The organism is Rhodanobacter umsongensis (genome assembly GCF_042654965.1).
In the GTDB taxonomy this organism is placed as follows: domain Bacteria; phylum Pseudomonadota; class Gammaproteobacteria; order Xanthomonadales; family Rhodanobacteraceae; genus Rhodanobacter; species Rhodanobacter umsongensis.
On the sequence record NZ_JBHSMK010000004.1, the window covers coordinates 284,825 to 301,574 of the forward strand.

A 16,750-nucleotide genomic window follows, 5' to 3' on the forward strand; every position below is an offset into this window, starting at 1 on the left:
TCACGCCGGCGTGAACGGTCGCTGCCCGTCGCGCGAGGCGAGCCGCCGCAATGAGCTTTTCGTGTGCGCGCCCGTCGCACGCTCAGGCGCGGATGATAGCGCCCGACAGTGCATCGCGAATCATCGTCGGATGGCTCTGACCGCCCAGCGGCGCATCCAGCACCCCGTCCAGCCCGCCCCCGAAATATTCCGTGACCGTCTGCGCCGTGCGCGCCGGCGGCTGACCATGCGGATTCGCACTCGTCGATACCAGCGCGCCGCCAAATGCGCGGCACAGGGCGGCAGCAGGTTCGTGGGCGGTCACCCGCAACGCGATGCCGGCATGCGCGCCGGCGATCCACGCAGGCACTTCCGCCGAGCGTGGAAAGATCCATGTATAAGGGCCCGGCCAGCTGGCGCGCACCTGCTGCAGTACTTCACCGGGCACGTCGGCGAGCTCGATATACCGCTCGACCTGGGCGAAATCCGCCGCGATCAGGAGCACGCCCTGGGTAGCCGGGCGCTGCTTCAACGCGAACAGCCGCTGGAACGCGAGCTGGTCATGCGGGTCGCAGCCCAGGCCGAACACCGCCTCGGTTGGATAGGCCAGCACGCCACCGGCGTGCAGCAGTCCGGCGGCGGCGTCAGCCTCTGCGAGCGTGAAGCGCCGAAGCATTCAGGCCTCGACGTTGCTGCTGGGCGGCTTCTTTGCTGCCGTCTTCTTCGCCGCGGTTTTCTTGGTCGCCGTCTTCTTCGTTGCGGACTTCTTGGCGGCACTTCTCTTGGCGGCGACCTTCTTCACCGCCACTTTCTTGACCGGCGCCGCCTTCTTGGCGGCAGCCTTTTTGGTCGCCCCCTTCTTGCCGAAGCGGCCTTTGCGCACCGGCGCCGCCGCGAGCAGCTCGAGGCACTGCTTCTCGGTCAGCTCTTTCGGCTCCTGTTCCTTCGGGATGCGTGCGTTCTTTTCGCCGTCGGTGATGTAGGCGCCATAGCGGCCGTTGAGTACCTGCACGCCGTTGCCGAAATCGAGGATCAGCCGGTTCGCCAGCATCTCCTGTTTTTCCCGCACGATCTGCAATGCGCGCGGCAACTCGATCGTGTACGGATCGTCTTCGGGTTTCAATGATGCGTAGGTGCTGCCCTGCTTCACGAAGGGTCCGAAGCGACCCACGCCGACCATTACCTCGTCACCGTTTTCGGCCACCCCGAGCTGACGCGGCAGCTTGAACAGCTCCAGCGCCTCGGCCAGCGTAAGTGTGTGCATGCTCTGACCGGGACGCAGCGAGGCGAAGGTCGGCTTGTCCTCGTCGTCCTTGGTGCCGATCGCCGCATACGGCCCGAACCGGCCCAGCCGCACTGACACCGGCTTGCCGGTTTTGGGATCGCTGCCGAGTTCGCGCGCGCCGGTGGCCTCGTTGCGGTCGACCGACTCGGTCTTCTCATCGACCTGCTGCTTGAACGGCAGCCAGAATCGCTCCATCAGCGGTACCCAGGCTTCCTCGCCGCGACTGACGGCGTCGAGTTCGTCTTCCATCTTCGCGGTAAAGTCGTAATCGACATAGCGCGTGAAATGCGCGGTGAGGAACTTGCTGACCGCGCGGCCGACGTCGCTGGGCTTGAAGCGTCGATTGTCGAGGAACACGTACTCGCGGTTCTGCAGCACCTGGATGATGCTGGCGTAGGTCGATGGGCGGCCGATGCCGTGCTCTTCCAGGGCCTTGACCAGGCTGGCTTCGGAATAGCGCGGCGGCGGCTCGGTGAAGTGCTGGTCGGCGGCGATGTCATGCAGCGGAATCTGCTCGCCCACGGCCATGCGCGGCAGGCGGCGCCCCTCGTCATCGTCATCGGCCTTCTTCTGGTCGCTGCCTTCCTCGTACACGGCGAGAAAACCCGGATCGATCACGGTGGTGCCGCTGGCGCGGAACGAGGCATCGCCACCGGCGACATCGCGCAGGGCAAATTCCACCGAGACGGTGTTCAAGGTGGCGTGGATCATCTGACAGGCGACCGTGCGTTTCCAGATCAGCTCGTACAGCTTGCGCTGGTCGTCGTTGAGGTGCGCCGCCACCGACTTCGGCGTGTACATCGCCGAGGTCGGGCGGATCGCCTCATGCGCTTCCTGTGCGTTCTTCGATTTGGTCTTGTAGACCTGCGGCGCATCCGGGAGCGCATGACCGCCGAAGTCGCGGGCGATCAACTGGCGCAGTTCGGCCACGGCATCGTCGCCGAGCATGGTGGAGTCGGTACGCATATAGGTGATCAAGCCGACATTGCCCTCGTCACCGAGCGCCACGCCTTCGTACAAGCCTTGCGCCACCTTCATCGTGCGGCTGGTGGTGAAACCGAGCTTGCGTGCGGCCTCCTGTTGCAGGGTGGAGGTGGTGAATGGCGCGGCCGGGCGGCGCTTGCGCTCCTTCGAACCCACTTCGCTGACGGTCAGGCGACCGTGCGCGGCCTGTTTCAGCGCGGCACGGGCGGCCTGCGCTTCGGCTTCGTTGGTGAGATCGAACTGTTCGAACTTCTTGCCGTTGAGCCTGGACAGGCGTGCGGTGAAGTCACCCTCGGCGTGTTTGAGCTGGGCTTCGATGGTCCAGTACTCGCGCGCCTTGAACGCCTCGATTTCCTCCTCGCGCTCGACGATCATGCGCAGCGCGGGCGATTGCACACGGCCGGCGGACAACCCGCGCTGCACCTTGCGCCACAGCACCGGCGACAGATTGAAGCCGACCAGATAATCCAGCGCGCGGCGGGCCTGCTGCGCGTCGACCAGGTCGTGCGACAGCTGCCGCGGGGCCGCCACCGCGGCCTTGATCGCCTTGGGCGTGATCTCGGAGAACACCACCCGGTGCATGCGCTTGCCCTCGGTGAGGCCGCGCTCTTTCAGGATCTCGCTGATGTGCCAGCTGATCGCCTCGCCTTCGCGATCCAAATCGGTCGCCAGATAGATGTCGTCGGCCAGCTTGGCGGCCTTGGCGATCGCGTCGACGTGCTTCTCGTTGCGCTCGATCACCTCGTAGGCCATCGTGAAACCGTGCTCGGTGTCGACCGCGCCCTCCTTCGGTTTCAGGTCACGCACGTGGCCGTAGGAAGCGAGGACCTGGAAGTCCTTGCCGAGATATTTGTTGATCGTCTTGGCCTTGGCCGGGGATTCGACGATGAGGAGGTTTTTTGCCATGAAGCTGGATTTCCGCGAGTGAACCACCGGCGCTTCCGTGCCGGACATATATATATAGTTGAAACCATGCCGCGCCGGCGGCTGTCAAGCCCGGATCGGCAAAACGCGGCAGCGTGTCAGGTCAGCGAGCATCGGGCAATCGCTGGTAGCGGTTGCCCGGCAAGCTCTCGATCCTGGCGTCGAGTTCCAGCATCAGCAAGGTCGAGGACAGCACGGCGGTCGAATGCCCGGTGCGCCGCGCAAGTTCGTCCAACGTCGCCGGTTCATGACCAAGTTCGCGCAGAACCCGGCGTTGCGGGGAATCTTCCCGGTCGTCCGTCTGATCGGACGAGCCGCCCGCGATACTCTCGACTGCAGGTTGTCGAGCCGCCCCGGTGTCGAGCCCGCGGTGCAGCCGCACAGCCAGCTCGCCGCCAAGCATGCGCGCTGCCGGCGCCAATGTCTCGATAATCTCTGCTGCGCTCTCCACCAGCCGTGCGCCATCGCGGATCAGTCGATGGCAGCCATGCGCCAATGGATTGTGGATTGAACCGGGCAACGCGAACACTTCGCGCCCCTGTTCGACAGCCAGCCGGGCAGTGATCAGCGAACCCGAACGCAGGCCGGCCTCGATCACCAAAGTGCCGAGCGCCAGCCCGGCGATGATCCGGTTGCGCCGCGGGAAATGGTCCGCGCGCGCGGCGGTGCCGGGCGGGAACTCGCTCACCACCACGCCGCATTCGGCGATCCGGCGGGCCAGCGCATGATGTTTGCGTGGATAGACCCGATCCGGTCCGGTACCGATTACCGCCAGGGTGGCGGCGCCGGCATCCAGCGCTGCCGCATGGGCGGCGCCGTCGATGCCATCGGCCAACCCGCTGGTGATCGCGAAGCCGGCCTGCGCCAGCGCCCGCGCGAACGCCCGCGCATGCGCAAGCCCGCTGGCGCTCGCACCGCGCGCGCCGACGATCGCCACCTGCGGGTACAGCAGCAGGCTGGCGTCGCCCACGGCAAACAGCGCGGCGGGCGGTTGCGGGATATGTTCCAGTTGGGGCGGAAAATCCTCTTCGGTACACCGCAGCAGGCGGTGGTTCGGTTCGGCCAGCCACGCCAGATCGCTGGCCAGCAACGCCTCGTCAGGCCGGGTGAGCCAGGCCTGCGCCGGCTCGCCCAGCGACCCCGGGTGTCGGCGCAATCGGCCCACCACCTTCTCGATGTTGCGGCCGGCTGCATCCAGCCGCTCGCGCAACCCGCCTGGGCCGAGGCCCGGCGTGCGCAGTGCGATCAGCCAGGCGCGCAATTCGTCCATATCGTCCATGTGCATGGGTTGCAGTTTACGGAGCTTGCGCAAACAGAAACGGCGCGGTGATGGCCGCGCCGTGCTGTAGGCAGAAACTGATATGGCGGAACGGTCGGGGCTATTCCGGCATGCGCAGACGGCCGCCGATGTGCACCGGACGCAGGCCGTCCATGACGAGGCCATAGCTGACCCGGTCGAAGGTGCGGAACACCATCACGTGCCCCACATACTCGTCCGGCAACGTAACCGTCTCGCCCACCCCACGCCGCCAGCTATTGCTGGCCACGTCGTCGTGGATGGTCTCGCCCGGCTCGTAGATCGTGAAGGTCTGGCCGTTGTCGACCCCGTCCTTGGCGCCGATCGACAACATCACCACCTGCCGCGAGCCCGCCGCATCCAAGGCGTCGGCAAACCCGTTGACGTGAGCATTGGCCGGCACCGATTTCGGCGCATGCGGGTAGTAGAACGCGTCGTACGGGGAGTCGTCGACCGGCATGATGCGGTCGCCGCTGCGGATTTCCTGCGTCGAATTGAGCAGCAGCAAGGTGGACGGATCGCCCATGCGCAGTGTCTCGGCAGTGCCGATCACGCTGACTTCGACACCCAGATCGTCGCCCTTGCCGTAATGACCGTCGTTGCGGGAATCCTCGCTCCACGGCGCGTTGACCATGGCCGCATTGCTGTCCAGATCGTGGCTGGCGATGTCGTTCTCGGCGTCATGCGGGTCCTGCTGCTCGAAGCCGCGGAACACGTGGGTGGGCCGCACGATCGCCCAGCGCTGGCCCGGCGCGCCTTGCAGGCCGCGCACGTAGATGTTCTGGCCGACCGCACCGCGCAGGCGGGCTTCCTCCAGACCCACGACATACGGCGCGGAGCTCACCGCGTTCGAATCCATCACCCGCATGTCCTTGAGGAACATCCTCAGCTCGGACAACGGAATCGCGGTTACCGCGTCGCCTTCCGGATGCACCTGCGGCTGCAGGCGCAGGCGCGGTCCATTGATGAAGGCCAGGTTGAGCACGTCCCCGGGATAGATCAGGTGCGGGTTGCGGACCTGGGGATTGGCCTGCCAGATCTCGGGCCACAGCCACGGTTTGGACAGGAACTTGGCGGAGATATCCCAGAGTGTGTCGCCCCGGCGCACGGTGTAGCTGTCGGGATGATCGGCCCGCAGTTGCGCACCGGCAGCATAGACAGCCACGGTGACCAGCATGCCGGCCAGCAACACGATAATTTTCTTGATCATTGGTGGGAATCCCCCTTCCCCAGATGCTCGGGCGAGTGTAACCGAAAGGTTAACGCGCGCAACAGGCGCGAGTTGGCAAAAATCGTCTGTACTCGTGTGTTTGCCGACGTACAATGATGCACATTCTAGATCGCGTCGACGGCGGCTTTTTACCAAACCGCCCGCAGTTCCGACGCCAAGGCGAATTTCATGTCCATCCTGTCCATCCTCGAATTTCCCGACCCCCGGCTGCGCACCCGCGCCGAGCCGGTTCGCACCTTCGACGCGCCGCTCAAGCAGTTCGTGGCCGACCTGTTCGAGACCATGTACGCCGCCAACGGCGTCGGTCTGGCCGCCACCCAGGTCAACGTGCATCAACGCGTGCTGGTCGCCGACATGAGCGACGACCGCAAGCAGCCGCTCGCGCTGATCAACGCGCAGATCCTGGAGAAAAGTGGCTCGCAGGTCTATCAGGAAGGCTGCCTGTCGTTTCCCGGCCTGTATGCCGACGTGACCCGGGCATTGAGCGTGAAGGTGCGCGCGCAGGACGTCGAAGGCAACGAGATCATCGTCGAGGCCGAAGGCCCACTGGCGGTCTGCATCCAGCATGAGATGGATCACCTGGAAGGCAAGGTATTCGTGGATTACCTGTCATCGCTGAAGCGCGCGCTGCTGCTGAAGCGGCTCGACAAACAGCGCAAGCAGGCGGCGAGTGCTTGAGCGGCGCAGGCCTGCGGCTGGTCTTCGCCGGCACTCCCGAATTCGCCGTACCGTGTCTTGAAGCCTGCCGCGCCAGCGGCGCCGAGATGGTGGCCGTCTACACCCAGCCCGACCGCCCCGCTGGTCGCGGTCGCAAGCTCACGCCCAGCCCGGTCAAGCAGGCGGCGCTGGCGGCCGGCATCGCGGTCGAACAACCCGAATCGCTGAAGTCCAGCGAGGCGCAGCGTGTGCTTGCCGCGTACCGGCCGGACTTGCTGGTGGTCGTGGCCTACGGCCTGATCCTGCCGCGCAAGGTGTTGGCCATGCCGCGGCTTGGCTGCTGGAACGTGCACGCCAGCCTGCTGCCGCGCTGGCGCGGAGCGGCGCCGATCCAGCGGGCGATTCTTGCCGGCGACAGCGAAAGCGGCGTGGACCTGATGCAGATGGAAGCGGGCCTGGATACCGGTCCGGTGTTATTGCAGCGACGCACGCCGATTGGCCGCGAAGACACTGGCGGCTCACTGCATGATCGCCTCGCCGGGCTGGGCGCCGAGGTGCTGGCGGAAGGTTTGCGCCGCACGCTGGCTGGCGAGGTGCTCATCGCCACGCCGCAGGCGGAAGATGGTGTCACCTACGCGCACAAGCTGGACAAGGCCGAGGCGAAGCTCGATTTCGGCCGCTCCGCGCTGGAGCTGGAGCAACAAGTGCGCGCATTCGATCCCTGGCCCGTGGCCGAGGGCGAGATTGCCGGCGAGCCGTTGCGGATCTGGGCTGCGCACGCCCTCACCGTCGATCATCGCAGCACACCGGGCAGCGTGCTGGCCGCCGGCCGCGACGGCATCGATCTCGCCTGCGGCGTCGGCGCTTTGCGGGTCACCGCGGTGCAACGCGCGGGCGGCAAACGCATCGGTGCGATCGACTACCTCAACGCCCGCCCCGAATTGCGCCAGCTTCGATGAAAGCCGCGCCGACAAGGTCCGGCCCGACGAAAGCCGATACCCGCGCCCTCGCCGCCAAGGGGCTCGCCGAGGTCGCACTGAGGGGTGCTTCGCTGCGTGATGTGATGGAGCGCTACGCGCCGCGCCTGTCCGATCCGCGCGACCGTGCCCTGCTGATGGCCCTGCTCAGCGAAGGGGCGCGCTGGTGGCTGCGCTTCGATGCCGCCATCGACGGCTTGCTGGAGAAATCCCTGCGCCACAAGGATCCGGCCATCCATGCCCTGCTGGTGCTCGGACTGGTGCAGCTGGAGATTCTCGAGCTGCAGGATTACGCCGCCGTGGCGGCCACCGTCGAGGCCGTCCGTGCCTTGCAGCGACCGCAACTGGCGGGACTGGTCAATGCCGTGCTGCGGCGTTGGCAGCGCGAGCGTGTAGCGCTGATCGCCAAACTGGATGCCAGACCACAAACCCGCCACGCGCATCCGGCGTGGCTGGCCGCGGCGTTGCAGCGCGACTGGCCGGCGCAAGCCGAGGCGGTGATGGCCGCCGACAACCGCGAGCCGCCCTTGATGCTGCGCGTCAATCGCCAACGCGCCGAGCGCGACGTGCTGATCGGGCAATGGCAAACAGCCGGCTATACGGCCGAAATCCATCCCTGGCTCAGCGACGCGTTGGTGTTGCCGCATAGCGTCGACGTCACCCGCATGCCCGGTTTCGAGGACGGCCGGTTCGCCGTACAGGACGGCGCCGCCCAGGTGGCGGCTGACCTGGCCGATCTGCACGATGGCCTGCGCGTACTCGATGCCTGCGCCGCGCCCGGCGGCAAGGCCTGCCACCTGCTCGAACGCGCCGACATCGATCTGACCGCGCTCGAAATGGATGCCGCCCGCGCCGAGCGCATCCGGCAGAATTTGATGCGGCTGCGGCTCAACGCAAAGATCGTGATCGGCGACGCCGGCGCGCCGAAGGGCTGGTGGCATGGGCAACCGTTCGACCGCATCCTGATCGATGCGCCGTGTTCGGCCACCGGCGTGCTGCGCCGGCGACCGGACGTCCGGCTGCACCGACGCGAAAGCGACATCGCCGCCATGCACGCACAGCAGCGACGCATCCTGTCTGCGCTGTGGCCCCTGCTGGCGCCGGGCGGCCGGCTGATCTACATCACCTGCTCGGTGCTGCGTGCGGAGAACGAGGCCATCGTGGCGGAACTGTTGAACGACCAGCCCGACGCGCATGCCGTGCCATTCGCATTGCCCGCCGGTCAGGCCGCCGCGATCGGCTGGCAGATCCTGCCTGGCGACGGCGACCTCGATGGCATGTACTACGCGGTGGTTCGGAAGGATCCGCAGCCAGGATCCCCTGACGGGACTGCCCCGGCGGCCATCCGCCCGGCCTCGTGACAGCCGGAACCTGATGAAGCATGGCCGCGGCGTGCGACCTCGGCCCGAGAAGGTCCCGTCGGCCGCACCCGGCACCGGCGACGCCGCGATATCGATGGATGAAGCCAGCCGAAGCGGCACGCGGGAGGACTCCCGTGAACGCGCCCGACACGCGATGCGCATTCCGGAATGGAAGTGCCGATGTGTGCGCGAGCGCCTTCCAGCCCGCCCGGTGGGAACCTGCCCGCTGAGCTGCTGGCACGTGCTTGATTGGTGCGCCCGGCGGGATTCGAACCCACGACCCCTGCCTTCGGAGGGCAGTACTCTATCCAGCTGAGCTACGGGCGCATGCATGCCGCGCGCTGCCAAGCCAGGGCCGGCAGCGCGGGGAGCGCAGTATAGCCGAGATGTCGCGGGGCGGGCATGCGGCTGGGCCGGCCTTTCCGTTGCAGCCCGACATGCGCGCCCGCCCTCACCCCTCCTTCTGCCCTGCGGGAGAAGGAGGGGAAAACCGTGGCTCAGCGTGCCTTGAGCAGCGTGGTCAGCGTGTCAGGCCTGCTGGTGTCGCGGACCAGGTGCGGGTACTTCAGGCCGTCGTGGTAGTCGATGCGTACGGTCTTGTACTCGTTGAAGTTCTTCACCAGCAGTTCGATCGGCTGGCTCTTGTCTTTGGCGGCAGCGGTGACGGCGTCTTTCAAAGCATCGGCGTCGTAATCCTGGCTGTTCACCGCGACCACGGTCATGCCCGGCGAGATGCCGGCCTTGAACGCCGGGCCGTCCCACAGCACGTCGCCGATGGCGCCTTCCTTGCCGATCGAGAGGCCGAGCGAATAGGTCAGATCGGCGGTGTGGCGGCGCGACTCGATCGCCTTCACGGCATCAGACGGCTTGTCGGTGTAGACCAGCTTCCAGCCATGCGACTCGATGCCGCCCGTGAGCGGGCCATGGCCGTCCAGACGCGTGCGCAGATATTTCGTCCAGTCGTACGGCGCGATGTCGTTGAGCGTCTTGACCACGTCCTCGAAGGTGTAGGTGTTGACGTCCCACTTGCCGTTCTCCATGCCGAAGAACGCCTTGCCGAAATCGTCGATGCTCTTCTTGCCGCCACTGAGCTCGCGCAGCTTGCCGTCGACCTCGAGCCAGATCATCTGGCCGGCAGAATAGTAGTCTTCGCTGGCCTGGTAGTTGCGATACGGCAGTGGCGCGCGCTGCGCGATCACCGGATCGTTGGTGGTGTCCTGCACATTGCGGAAACTGGCCAGGCCGGGGCGGCCCTTGTCGTAGGTCGCGGCGGTGAACGCCCACATGTCGTGCGCCTGATCGGCATCCCACAGGCCCGAGCGCGCGGCCATCACCTGACCCCAGAACTGCGTCTGGCCCTCGTACACCCACAGCAGGGTGTCGCTCATCGGCACGTTGAAGTTGGGCGTGGCCAGATCGGCGCCGCGGCGGTACTTGCCATCCCACGAATGGTTGAACTCGTGCGAGAACAGGTCGCGGGACAGAGCGTTCTTCTTCCACTCGGTGAAGAAGTCGGCCGAGGTACCGTCCTCGCTCGAGCGGTGATGCTCCAGGCCGTTGCCGCTCATCTTGTCGCTCAGCGAGACCAGGAAATCGTAGTGGTCGTAATGGTGCGCGCCGTACATCTTGTACATCTGCTGCACCAGGTTGCGGAATGGCTTGATCTGCTCCGGCTTGATCTCCAGGTACTTCGCGTCGTCGGCCACGATGCTCAGGTACACCGGCGCCTTGGCGCCCGGGTCCAGATCCACGCGCTTGAAGTACTTGCCCGCATAGATCGGCGAATCGACCAGGTCGTCGTAGTTGATCGGCTTGAAGTGGAGCGTGTCGCCATCCTTCGAGGCCACTTCCAGCGCAGTGCCTGCCTGCCAGCCGGACGGCAGCTTCACGCTGGCCTCGGTGTTGATCTGGCGGGCGTAATGGCCGGCCGGATACATGGTGACCGCGTTCCACTGCATGTTGAGCATTTCCGGGGTCATCACCACGCGGCCCTGATTGCGATCCTGCGGCGACAGGAACTGGAACGTCACCTCCACGCTGGACGCGCCTTGCGGGACGTCGATATGGAACGCATAGACATTGAGCGGATCGCGCGTCCACGGCAGCACCTGGCCGTTCGCCTTCACCACCAGGCCAGCCATCTTGTCGATCGGGCCGGTCGGCGAGTGGTTGCCCGGCAGCCACTGCGGATACAGCAGCGTGAGGGGTCCGGCCGCCACCGGCAGCGTTTCATGCACGCGGAAGATGCGATGCGTCACATCCGTGGCGTCCACGCTGATCTTCAGGGTGCCCTGATACGGCACATCCTGCGGCGCCGGGACATCGGCAAGCGCGGCGAAACTGGCCAGCCCCAGGGCAGCGGTGGCAAGGGCGGTAGCGAGGCGGGTGGCTTTCAATGCGTTCTCCGAGGGGAAAGGTGGGCGCGGCGAGCTCTGCCGCACGAGCCGCAGAAAACGACGGCGCGAATCGAACGAGGCCCGGTGGGCTGCGGAAATCCACACCACCACAGGCTGTCGCGGCATGAATCCAGACGGCGATGCTAGACCGCCGGGCCCGCGCTTAACCCATGCCGAAGGTCATGACCGTGAACCGCAACCACTCCCGCTGCGGACAGGCCGCGCGCTCATGGCACCCATCTTGCTCGGCTCACGGCAAGCCGGCCGACTGAAGCTGATCGAATGGACGCCGATCACGTGGAAGCCGGGCCCGTTCCCGCCCCTGTCCCCGAGATCCGTATGTATCTGCTGTTTCCCGAACACCGGCGGCGTCCCCCCGCCCCCGATCAACGCCGCCAGTACCGCCATTACCTGGCGCAGCAGATGGGGCCGATGATCCATGCGCTGATGCTGATGGCCACGCTGTGCTATGGCGCGGCGGCGGTCGCCAGCACCTTGATACACAGTTCGCCGATACCCCTGCTGCTGCGGTTGTCGTTGCTGCTGCCCCTGCTGCTGGTGGCCGCAGCCGCCAGAAAAGCGCGGCGGCCGCGGCTGCTCAGCGGGCTGGCGCTGCTGTGCGTGCTGCTGCTGGAAATCGGGATCAACCTCAACAGCGCCGGCCGTGCGCCGGGACAGCCATGGGTCATCCCGGGCTTGCTGCTGCCGGTGGCGTCGTCGGTCATCTGGCTGGAGCGTTGGGATTTCGCCATCGCCATGGCTCTATGCGCGCTGGGCCCGCTGCCGGTGCTGCTGTTCGGCGCCGCCACCAGCGTGCACATCGTGCAGTATCTGGTTTACATGGCGATCGCCATTTCACTGTCTGCGGTGCTGCGCGCGTTCATGGCGCGCACGCTGTTCGAGCAGTTCCGACTGGAGCGGCAACTGCGCGAGCAGGCCAATACCGACGGTCTTACCGGCCTGCTGCTGCGCAACCGCTTCCTGGAACTGGCGCGGCTGGCGCTGGGCGCCATCCACAGTCAGCAGAAGCCGGTGTGCATGCTGTACCTGGACGCCGACCACTTCAAGCAGCTCAACGACGACCATGGTCACGCCGCCGGCGACGCAGCGCTCATTGCGCTGGCCGCGACCCTGCGCGCGCAGACGCGCCCGGGCGATCTGATCGGCCGCATCGGCGGCGAGGAGTTCGCACTGCTGCTGCCAGGCATCGATCAGCTGCAAGCTCAGCAGCGCGGCGAAAGACTGCAACTGACCATACGCACGATCCAGCGCCCCGACGGCCCGCTCACCGTCAGCATCGGCATCGCCGAATGCCGTGACGCAGATGAAGGCCTCGAAGCGCTGCTGGCGCGCGCGGATCAGGCCATGCGCAAGGCCAAGCGCGAAGGGCGCGACCGCATCGTCTGCGCTGCCGGCGGTTGACGGGCGCCTTTACGCCCCGCCCGCCTGCGCCAGCTTGCTGTGGCGGATGCCGTAGGCGAAATAGATCACGCAGCCGATCGCCATCCAGAGGATGAAGCGCTCGTAGGTGATCCACGGCAATCCATAAATCAGCACGGCGGAAAACACGATGCCCAGCGGTGCGGTGAACCACACCGCCGGCGTACGGAAATTGCGCTGCAGCTCGGGACGGCGCACGCGCAGCAGCATGATCGAGCCACAAATGATGATGAAGGCGCTTAGTGTGCCGATGTTGACCAGCTCGGCTACCTCGCCGATCGGCAACAGGCCGGCTACCAGTGCCGTAAACAATCCCAGGATCATGGTTGGCCTTGCCGGCGTGCCGAAGCGCGGATTGACCCTGGCGAACCACGCCGGCAGCAGGCCGTCGCGCGCCAGCGCGAACCAGATCCGCGCCGCCCCCAGCATGAAGGCGAACAGCACGCTGGTGACGCCGATCACCGCGGCGACCGCGATGATGATGCTGATCCAGTGCAGGCCGATCGACTCGAACGCATCGGACACCGACGCCTCACCACCGAGCGTGCCGTACGGCACGATGCCGGTGAGCACCAGCGACACCGCGATATACAGCACCATCGCGATCGCCAGCGACAGCAGCACCGCGCGCGGCAGGTCGCGCTGCGGGTGTTTCGATTCTTCCGCCGCGGTGGTCAGCGTGTCGTAGCCGAACACCGCAAAGAACACCACGCTGGCGCCGGTCAGCACGCCCTGCCAGCCGAAATGACCGATACCGGTGGTGGTGTCGACGACGCGCGCGGGAATGAAAGGATGCCAGTTCGCCGGATTGATGTAGAACACGCCAACCAGCACCACCAGCAGCACGCCGATCACCTTGATCGCCACCACCGCCGTGTTGAAACGCGCGCCCCATTCGGTACGCACCGTGAGCAGGATCGCCACCGCCACCGATACGCCAGCGGCTATCACGTTGAAGCGATGGCCATCGCTGGGCGCGGCGATCGCGCCGCCGCCATGCGTCCCGAAGAACTGCTGCAGGTAGTACTGCATCGTCTGGGCGCTCATGCTCTGCTGGGCCCACTCCGGCAAGTGCACGCCGGACGAGTTCAGCAGCACCTGCACGTAGCCGGACCAGCCGATCGCGACCACCGCGACTACCAGTGCGTACTCCAGCAGAAGGTCCCAGCCGATGATCCAGGCGACCAACTCGCCCAGCACTGCGTAACCATAGGTATAGGCGCTGCCGGTGACCGGGATCAGCCCGGCGAACTCGGCATAGCACAGCGCGGCGCACGCACTGCCGAGGCCGGCGATGATGAAGCTCAGCGCCACCGCCGGGCCGGCATTGGTCGCCGCCTGCTGGCCGGCCAGCACGAAGATGCCGACGCCGATGATGCCGCCGATGCCGATCGCGGTGAGTTGCCACAAGCCCAGCACGCGACGGAAATCGCCACGCGAGCCGACCTCTGCCTGCAGCTGCTCGACCGTCTTGTGGCGCACCAGCTTGCTGAAGAAACTCATCGCATGACCCCTGGAAGCAAGCGGCGATCATAGCGAATACGCTCGGTTTTGCCTCCACGCCTTGCGCCCCTGTCGGGGACTATACTTTGCGGTTTATTTCAGCGAGGACGCGATGCGTGAATTCTCTTGCCGGCAAACTGCGCAGGAAGCTCAGGGCACTGAAGGGTGCTTTAGCTACCCATCCGAGCTTCTACTCGCCCTTGGTTGACGTGATCGACGTCATCCAGCGAGGCGATACATTCTGGCACCCGGACCCGCAAGATATCGGCATCAACTTCCATGCTCACGAACAAGCCGCGCTGCTTGCAGCGTGCGCACCCTTCCTCGCCCAATACAGCTATCCGGCAAAGGGTACGGCCGATGCGAAGCTAGATGAGTTCTACGACGGCAACAGCCAATTTGGCCATCTGGATGCCCGCATGCTTTTTGCGCTGATGCAGCTATGGCGGCCAGCCCGCATCATCGAGGTCGGCTCGGGCTATTCGACATTGCTGATGGAAGACGTCAATCGGCGCCTGCTCGGCGGCGCCACCCAGATCACCTCGATCGAACCGTATCCACGGTCGTTCATGCGGCGTCTGGGTACGCGTGGCATCACGCTGATCGAACAGAAGGCACAGGATGTTGCCTCCGGCCACTTTGCCGATTTGCAGGCGGGCGACATTCTGTTCATTGATTCGTCTCACGTGGTGAAGACCGGCTCGGACGTCAACGCGCTGGTGTTCGACATTCTGCCGCGCCTATCGGCCGGGGTGCGCATCCACTTCCACGACATCTTCCTACCACATGAATACCCGAAATCATGGGTTTGCGAAGGCCGCTCATGGAACGAGCAGTACCTGGTGCGCGCGTTGCTACAGTTCGGTGCCAACCATTTCCGCGTACTTTTCGGCAGCGCCTATGCCTCCATCTGCCTGCCACACGCGGTGACGGAGGCGCTGGGCGGTACCCTGCTGACTGGTGGCAGCCTCTGGATCGAGAAGTTATCGCCGCCCCAGTGAGCCGCGCGCTCAACCGTGGGCAGATTTGTCAGCGAAGCTACCAGCGCGCTGCGCGTCGAACACACAGAACAGCGCCAGTGCACTGAGGCCGAACACCGCGGCGATCGCCAGCGCCACAGGGCCGTCCAGGTGGCTGATGCCGAACCAGCCACCGCTGAGCAGGGGCACCGCGGCCGTGGCGAGTACGCGCACAGCCTCCGCCCATCGCGCCAGCGGACGCGCCTCCATCAACGCTCCAAGCACACTCAGGCCAGCCACCAGATACGCCGCGTAGGCCAGCAGGGCCGGCAGGCTGGCCGTGCTGGCCATACCGAGGAACTGCGTGGCCATGCCCAGGAGCAGCGCGAACTGCAGCAGCACATAGAGCTTCATCGCCGGCCACAGCGGCGGATCGAAGCGCTCCACTGGCATCACGAAGGCCGGTTGCGGAAAGCGCGCCGCCACGTCCGCCGGCCGCCAGCCCGGTGGTTTCAGCCACACCAGAAGTTTGTCGCGCCAGCGCCGCGCGCGCCACGCATCCAGCGCCGTCTTCCAGTACACCTCGGCATTCGCCCACAGCGGATTCCAGCTGCGCAGCGGCGAGCGTGTGCCGTACACCGGCGGGTCGCTGTCGTCTTCCTCGACGAAGCTGCCGAACAAGCGGTCCCACACGATCAGGATGCCGCCGTAATTGCGGTCGAGGTAGCGGTCATTCACCGCGTGGTGCGCGCGATGGTTGGACGGCGAGCAGAACACGCGATCGAACCAGCCGAGCCGGCCGATCTGCTCGGTGTGCACCCAGAACTGGTACAGCAGGTCGACCAGCGCCACCACCACGAACACCTTCAGCGGTACCCCGAGCACCGCCATCGGCAGGTAGAACAGCCAGCCCAGCAACACGCCGCTGCCGGTCTGGCGCAACGCGGTGGACAGGTTGTAGTGCTCGCTCTGGTGGTGCACCACGTGCGCGGCCCAAAGGATGTTCACCTCGTGCCCCATGCGGTGCAGCCAGTAGTAGCAGAAGTCGTACAGCAGCAAGGCGCCGGCCCATACCCACAGACTGTCCGCTGGCAGCGTGAACAGCGCCAGATGCTCGACGCACCATGCGTAGATGCCCAGCGTCAGCAGCTTGCTGAACACGCCCACGACCTGCGAGATCACCCCCAGCCCGATGCTGCTGACCGCATCGCCACTGGCGTACGCGTGCCGGCCGCGCAACCTTGCCACCAGCAGCTCGATCCCGATCAACAGGAAGAACACCGGCGTGGCCCAGGTGATGATGAGTTCCTGCGTATTCACTGCGCTGCGCCTCGATCAGCGTGGTCGCGCTGCACCAGGCACGCGATCCACCACCGGTCCCGATCATACGTCGGCGGCATCCTCGCCACCACGAAATCGCCGTACGGAAGCGGCTCCCCGTCGCGGCTGGGCCGGCGCGCTGGCGATCCTCAATCCGCCCTGTACATCTCGCGATACACCTGACTGATCCGCTGCTCCAGCCCACCACCCTGGCGGGCCAGGTTGAAAGCCTGGTTGAGCTGTTTCTCGGCCACATGCAGATCGCGCAGGAAGCGCCGGGCTCCGCTGGAGAGCCCGAGTTCACGCATCCGCCGCTCCAGCGCTGTCTCGTCCAGCGGTGGCCGGCAACGCTCCGGCCCGTCTTCGGTGGACACGGGGTGATGGAATGGGTGGTTCATGCAGCAAGGCCAAGCAAGACGCCTGCCAGTGCCGCGGGG

13 protein-coding genes and 1 tRNA gene are annotated in these 16,750 nt (G+C 65.9%); 5 read left to right on the top strand and 9 right to left on the bottom strand.

Annotation, left to right across the window (positions count from 1 at the left end):
- Nucleotides 1–82: 82 nt before the first annotated feature.
- The 4 genes from tsaC to ACFPME_RS08660 form a co-directional block, all read right to left on the bottom strand.
- A complete protein-coding gene (gene tsaC, locus ACFPME_RS08645) occupies nt 83–655 on the bottom strand; it encodes an L-threonylcarbamoyladenylate synthase type 1 TsaC (RefSeq protein ID WP_377304196.1) in 573 nt (190 codons plus the stop codon).
- A complete protein-coding gene (locus ACFPME_RS08650; RefSeq protein WP_377304198.1) occupies nt 656–3,154 on the bottom strand; it encodes a DNA topoisomerase I in 2,499 nt (832 codons plus the stop codon).
- Between the two features lie 121 nt (nt 3,155–3,275).
- Nucleotides 3,276–4,457 (bottom strand): DNA-processing protein DprA, encoded by a 1,182-nt coding sequence (gene dprA, locus ACFPME_RS08655; protein WP_377304200.1) that lies wholly within the window; start codon nt 4,455–4,457, stop codon nt 3,276–3,278.
- Between the two features lie 94 nt (nt 4,458–4,551).
- A complete protein-coding gene (locus ACFPME_RS08660) occupies nt 4,552–5,679 on the bottom strand; it encodes a LysM peptidoglycan-binding domain-containing protein (protein WP_377304202.1) in 1,128 nt (375 codons plus the stop codon).
- 189 nt (nt 5,680–5,868) lie between these two features.
- Between ACFPME_RS08660 and def the strand changes: the two genes are divergently transcribed.
- The 3 genes from def to rsmB are packed head-to-tail and all read left to right on the top strand — an operon-like array spanning nt 5,869 to nt 8,695.
- On the top strand, nt 5,869–6,378 hold the full coding sequence (gene def / locus ACFPME_RS08665; RefSeq protein WP_377304204.1) for a peptide deformylase: 510 nt from the start codon (nt 5,869–5,871) through the stop codon (nt 6,376–6,378).
- Entirely contained in the window at nt 6,375–7,316 is a 942-nt protein-coding gene (gene fmt, locus ACFPME_RS08670) for a methionyl-tRNA formyltransferase (RefSeq protein WP_377304206.1), read from the top strand. The genes def and fmt overlap by 4 nt, the downstream gene beginning before the upstream one ends.
- Nucleotides 7,313–8,695, top strand: a complete 1,383-nt coding sequence (gene rsmB / locus ACFPME_RS08675; RefSeq protein WP_377304208.1) for a 16S rRNA (cytosine(967)-C(5))-methyltransferase RsmB — start codon at nt 7,313–7,315, stop codon at nt 8,693–8,695. The genes fmt and rsmB overlap by 4 nt, the downstream gene beginning before the upstream one ends.
- 250 nt (nt 8,696–8,945) lie before the next feature.
- Here the strand turns inward: rsmB and ACFPME_RS08680 are convergent.
- Nucleotides 8,946–9,022 (bottom strand) — tRNA-Arg (locus ACFPME_RS08680).
- Nucleotides 9,023–9,192: 170 nt separating this feature from the next.
- The gene (locus tag ACFPME_RS08685) at nt 9,193–11,091 is read right to left on the bottom strand and encodes a M61 family metallopeptidase (protein WP_377304210.1); all 1,899 of its coding nucleotides are present in this window, start codon (nt 11,089–11,091) and stop codon (nt 9,193–9,195) included.
- 339 nt (nt 11,092–11,430) lie between these two features.
- On the opposite strand from ACFPME_RS08685, the gene ACFPME_RS08690 reads away from it, so the two are divergent.
- Entirely contained in the window at nt 11,431–12,513 is a 1,083-nt protein-coding gene (locus ACFPME_RS08690; RefSeq protein ID WP_377304212.1) for a GGDEF domain-containing protein, read from the top strand.
- 9 nt (nt 12,514–12,522) lie between these two features.
- Here the strand turns inward: ACFPME_RS08690 and ACFPME_RS08695 are convergent, their stop codons facing one another.
- Nucleotides 12,523–14,034, bottom strand: coding sequence for an amino acid permease (locus ACFPME_RS08695; RefSeq protein ID WP_377304214.1), 1,512 nt, complete (start codon nt 14,032–14,034; stop codon nt 12,523–12,525).
- Nucleotides 14,035–14,150: 116 nt separating this feature from the next.
- Here ACFPME_RS08695 and ACFPME_RS08700 point away from each other — a divergent pair, with 116 nt between their 5' ends.
- Nucleotides 14,151–15,035 (top strand): class I SAM-dependent methyltransferase, encoded by an 885-nt coding sequence (locus ACFPME_RS08700; protein WP_377304216.1) that lies wholly within the window; start codon nt 14,151–14,153, stop codon nt 15,033–15,035.
- 9 nt (nt 15,036–15,044) lie between these two features.
- On the opposite strand, the gene ACFPME_RS08705 is transcribed toward ACFPME_RS08700, so the two are convergent.
- Both ACFPME_RS08705 and ACFPME_RS08710 read right to left on the bottom strand, forming a co-directional pair.
- On the bottom strand, nt 15,045–16,313 hold the full coding sequence (locus ACFPME_RS08705; protein ID WP_377304219.1) for a sterol desaturase family protein: 1,269 nt from the start codon (nt 16,311–16,313) through the stop codon (nt 15,045–15,047).
- A 149-nt stretch (nt 16,314–16,462) separates the two neighbouring features.
- Nucleotides 16,463–16,711 (bottom strand): hypothetical protein, encoded by a 249-nt coding sequence (locus tag ACFPME_RS08710; RefSeq protein ID WP_377304221.1) that lies wholly within the window; start codon nt 16,709–16,711, stop codon nt 16,463–16,465.
- Nucleotides 16,712–16,750 lie beyond the last annotated feature (39 nt).

Excerpts from the sequence above, each read along its gene's own strand:
- tsaC (WP_377304196.1), bottom strand. The coding sequence starts at position 655 with ATGCTTCGGCGCTTCACGCTCGCAGAGGCTGACGCCGCCGCCGGACTG.
- ACFPME_RS08650 (WP_377304198.1), bottom strand. The coding sequence starts at position 3,154 with ATGGCAAAAAACCTCCTCATCGTCGAATCCCCGGCCAAGGCCAAGACG.
- dprA (WP_377304200.1), bottom strand. The coding sequence starts at position 4,457 with ATGCACATGGACGATATGGACGAATTGCGCGCCTGGCTGATCGCACTG.
- ACFPME_RS08660 (WP_377304202.1), bottom strand. The coding sequence starts at position 5,679 with ATGATCAAGAAAATTATCGTGTTGCTGGCCGGCATGCTGGTCACCGTG.
- def (WP_377304204.1), top strand. The coding sequence starts at position 5,869 with ATGTCCATCCTGTCCATCCTCGAATTTCCCGACCCCCGGCTGCGCACC.
- rsmB (WP_377304208.1), top strand. The coding sequence starts at position 7,313 with ATGAAAGCCGCGCCGACAAGGTCCGGCCCGACGAAAGCCGATACCCGC.
- ACFPME_RS08690 (WP_377304212.1), top strand. The coding sequence starts at position 11,431 with ATGTATCTGCTGTTTCCCGAACACCGGCGGCGTCCCCCCGCCCCCGAT.
- ACFPME_RS08695 (WP_377304214.1), bottom strand. The coding sequence starts at position 14,034 with ATGAGTTTCTTCAGCAAGCTGGTGCGCCACAAGACGGTCGAGCAGCTG.
- ACFPME_RS08710 (WP_377304221.1), bottom strand. The coding sequence starts at position 16,711 with ATGAACCACCCATTCCATCACCCCGTGTCCACCGAAGACGGGCCGGAG.